The following is a 3,730-nucleotide window of genomic DNA, read 5'->3' as shown; positions in this document are numbered from 1 at the left end:
TCCAGCGCCTTCAGCATCGCCGGTGGTGGCGACACGCTGGCGGCCATCGCCAAGTACGGCATCGAGAAGGACGTGGGCTACATCTCCACCGGCGGCGGCGCCTTCCTGGAAGTGCTGGAAGGCAGGACGCTGCCCGCTTTCGAAATTCTGGCCAAGCGCGCCGAACCCTGATTCCCATATCTGAACCTCACGGAGACAACCCCATGGCCCTGATTTCCCTTCGCCAGCTGCTCGACCACGCGGCCGACAACAGCTACGGCCTGCCGGCCTTCAACGTCAACAACATGGAGCAGGTGCAGGCCATCATGCAGGCCGCGGCACAGGTGGACAGCCCGGTGATCCTGCAGGGCTCGGCGGGAGCGCGTTCCTACGCGGGCGAGCCTTTCCTGCGCCACCTGATCGCCGCGGCCATCGAGATGTACCCGCACATCCCCGTCTGCATGCACCAGGACCACGGCGCCACGCCGGGCGTGTGCTTCCGCTCCATCCAGTCGGGTTTCAGCTCGGTGATGATGGACGGCAGCCTGCTGGCCGACGGCAAGACGCCCGCGAGCTACGAATACAACGTGTCCACGACGAAGCAGGTGGTCGATCTGGCCCACGCCTGCGGCGTGTCGGTGGAAGGTGAGCTGGGTTGCCTGGGCTCGCTCGAAACCGGCAAGGCCGGCGAGGAAGACGGCCATGGCGCCGAAGGCGAGCTGGACCATTCCATGCTGCTGACCGACCCCGACGAGGCTGCCGACTTCGTGCGCAAGACCCAGGTCGACGCGCTGGCTATTGCCATTGGCACCAGCCACGGCGCCTACAAGTTCACCAGCAAGCCCAGCGGCAAGGTGCTGCGCATCGACCGCGTGAAGGAAATCCACCAGCGCATCCCCAACGTCCACCTGGTGATGCACGGCTCGTCCAGCGTGCCTGAGGACTGGCTGGCCATCATCAACCAGCACGGCGGCGACATGGGTCAGACCTACGGCGTGCCGGTGGAAGAGATCGTGGAGGGCATCCGCAACGGCGTACGCAAGGTCAACATCGACACCGACCTGCGCATGGCCAGCACCGGGGCCATTCGCAAGCACCTGGCCGAAGACCGCAAGAACTTCGACCCGCGCAAGTTCTACAAGGAAGCCACCAAGGCGATGCAGGCGATCTGCGCCGCGCGCTACGAGGCCTTCGGTGCCGCGGGCATGGCGTCGAAGATCACCAAGGTCCACAGCCTCGAAGCCATGCAGAAGCGCTACGACAAGGGCGAGCTGGCGGCGCGGGTGGCCTGATCGGCCCTTTCTGCGCATCACCCAGGTCGTTGCCGAACGACGTTGTGGTGCATGATGGCCCCGGAGAACGCGCCGACCACGCCGAACACGGGAACACGCATGCAGACACCGGACGCCAGCGATTTTTCAACCGAACTCGCTTCCTGCTTCAGCCCGCCACTGCAGTCTGTTGATGTCGTGGATGGGCTGTCGGCTCGGGACTTTGAAGAGCGCTACCGGCGACCCCGCCGCCCGGTGATCATCAACGACGGGGCGCGGCAGTGGAGGGCACTGCAACGTTGGTCGACACCCGATCACCTGGTGTCTGTCGCGGGGCACCGGAACGCGTTTGTCCGCGACCTGGAGGCGAGCAACGTGGAAGCGGGCAGCTACCACGAGGAATACCGCGAAGTGGTGTTCGGTGAGCTGGTGGAGCGCCTCTTCGGGGAACAACCGCCTGCCTGGTACCTGACCCAGGGCCTGATCATGCGAGGCAGTGGCTTCAGTGCCATGCTCGCCCGCCGCACCTGGCCCGCTGTGCTGCCTGAGTTGGCGCAGGACCTGACACTGCCGCCTTACTGGTCCGAGAAAGACCTGGCCCAGTGCAACCTGTGGCTGGGGCCTGGCGACCAGATCAGCGGTCTGCACTACGACGAGTTCGACAACCTCAATGGAGTGGTTGTGGGGAGCAAACGCTGGATTCTTTTTCCGCACGACCAGGCGGCGGTGTTGCTGAACGGCCAGGATGTCCGCCAGACGATTGCGCCTGGCTTCCATGCGAAAGCCGAAAACCGGTTTGAAGGATCAAGGGCCACCGCCCGCGGGTACGAGTGCGTCACGCACCCCGGACAGTTGCTGTACGTGCCCGCGGGCATGTGGCACCAGGTGTTCTCCGGTCCTGGGCCCAGCCTGGCGGTCAACTTCTGGTATCTGGACCTGCCGCGCGACACGACCTCAGCGGTGGTCCTGCATGCAAGGCGCTACAGCGGCTTTTTCAGGCGCAAGCGCTTTTTGCTGGCGCTCGGGCTGGTCGGTGCCCAGGTCTCCATCAAGGCCGTGCAGTACGGGTTCGGCAAGCGTGCACCTGCCGAGGTGGAGATCGGTCCACCCGGGTACGGGCTCTGACCCCCTGGTGACACCAGCGCCCAGGGTGCCCTGCGGTAGATTGCGGGGATGAACCGCCCTCTGCACGCCGATCCCTCCGTCATCGATTCGCGCCAGGCCGCCTGGCGGCTGCTGGTGGCCCTGGGCCTGGTGGTGCTGGGCAACAGCAGCATGTACGTGGTGTCGGTGGTGCTGCCCACGGTGCAGACCGAGTTCGGCATCGACCGCGCCAGCGCCTCGCTGCCCTACACCTTCATGATGGTGTGCCTCGGCATTGGCGGCATCTGGACCGGCCGCATGGCCGACCGGCATGGCCTGATGAAGGTGCTCTGGGTGGGCGCGCTGGCGGTGGCGGGCGGCTTTCTCTGGGCTGCGCACTCGGGCAGCATCTGGACCTTCGGTCTCGCGCACGGCCTGCTCGGCCTGCTGGGTGGTGCCTCCACCTTCGCGCCGCTGCTGGCCGACACCTCGCAGTGGTGGAACCGGCGCCGCGGCATCGCGGTGGCCATCTGCGCCAGCGGCAACTACATCGCCGGCGCGCTCTGGCCGCCGCTGGTGCAGCACGGCATCGAGACCATCGGCTGGCGACCCACGTACACGATCATGGGCGTGGTCTGCGGCCTGGGCATGTTGGCACTCTCGGGCCTGATGCGGCAGCGGCCACCGCTGGCGCCGCCGCAGCCCGTGGCGGCTGCGGGCGCCGCGCCAGCGACCGACCGCAGCCGTCCCTTTGGCCTGAGCCCGTCCAGCGCGCAGTGGCTGCTGTGCGTGGCGGGCGTGGGCTGCTGTGTGGCGATGTCGATGCCGCAGGTGCACATCGTGGCCTACTGCACCGACCTCGGTTATGGCGCGGCGCGTGGCGCCGAGATGCTGTCGCTGATGCTGGCCAGCGGCATCGTCAGCCGCCTCGTCTCGGGTTTCATCTGCGACCGCATCGGCGGCATCCGCACCCTGCTGCTGGGCTCGGCGCTGCAGGGGGTGGCGCTGCTGCTGTTCCTGCCCTTCGACGGCATGGTGCCGCTGTACGTGGTCTCGGCCCTGTTCGGCCTGTTCCAGGGCGGCATCGTGCCGTCCTACGCCATCATCATCCGCGAGCACTTCGCGCTGCAGGAGGTGGGCGCGCGGGTCGGCGCCGTCATCATGGCCACGCTGATCGGCATGGCGCTCGGCGGCTGGCTCTCGGGCTGGATCTTCGACATGACCGGCAGCTACGACGCCGCGTTCATCAACGGCATCGCCTGGAACCTGCTGAACCTCGCCATCGCCGGCTGGCTGTACCGGCGGGTGAGATCAAAAACGCGCTGAACCAAGCGCGACGAAGTACGCGCGAGGTGTTCGGTTCGAGGATGCGGTGGAACCGGCTCCGCCGGGCCACT

General features: G+C 66.9%; 4 protein-coding genes. All 4 read left to right on the top strand.

Annotated elements, in window-relative coordinates:
* Positions 1–171: phosphoglycerate kinase (gene pgk, locus HFL01S_RS24950; protein ID WP_084383630.1), on the top strand; the 171-nt coding region annotated here is incomplete at its 5' end.
* 32 nt (positions 172–203) lie between these two features.
* A complete protein-coding gene (gene fba / locus HFL01S_RS24270; RefSeq protein ID WP_066263901.1) occupies positions 204–1,271 on the top strand; it encodes a class II fructose-bisphosphate aldolase in 1,068 nt (355 codons plus the stop codon).
* Positions 1,272–1,370: 99 nt separating this feature from the next.
* On the top strand, positions 1,371–2,375 hold the full coding sequence (locus HFL01S_RS24265; protein WP_066263898.1) for a cupin-like domain-containing protein: 1,005 nt from the start codon (positions 1,371–1,373) through the stop codon (positions 2,373–2,375).
* A 48-nt stretch (positions 2,376–2,423) separates the two neighbouring features.
* Entirely contained in the window at positions 2,424–3,659 is a 1,236-nt protein-coding gene (locus HFL01S_RS24260) for an MFS transporter (protein ID WP_066263897.1), read from the top strand.
* The last annotated feature ends 71 nt before the right edge of the window (positions 3,660–3,730 follow it).

This window comes from Hydrogenophaga flava NBRC 102514, from assembly GCF_001571145.1.
Taxonomy (GTDB): domain Bacteria; phylum Pseudomonadota; class Gammaproteobacteria; order Burkholderiales; family Burkholderiaceae_C; genus Hydrogenophaga; species Hydrogenophaga flava.
This window is presented reverse-complemented; position numbering and strand designations above follow the sequence as displayed.

Excerpts from the sequence above, each read along its gene's own strand:
- fba (WP_066263901.1), top strand. The coding sequence starts at position 204 with ATGGCCCTGATTTCCCTTCGCCAGCTGCTCGACCACGCGGCCGACAAC.
- HFL01S_RS24265 (WP_066263898.1), top strand. The coding sequence starts at position 1,371 with ATGCAGACACCGGACGCCAGCGATTTTTCAACCGAACTCGCTTCCTGC.
- HFL01S_RS24260 (WP_066263897.1), top strand. The coding sequence starts at position 2,424 with ATGAACCGCCCTCTGCACGCCGATCCCTCCGTCATCGATTCGCGCCAG.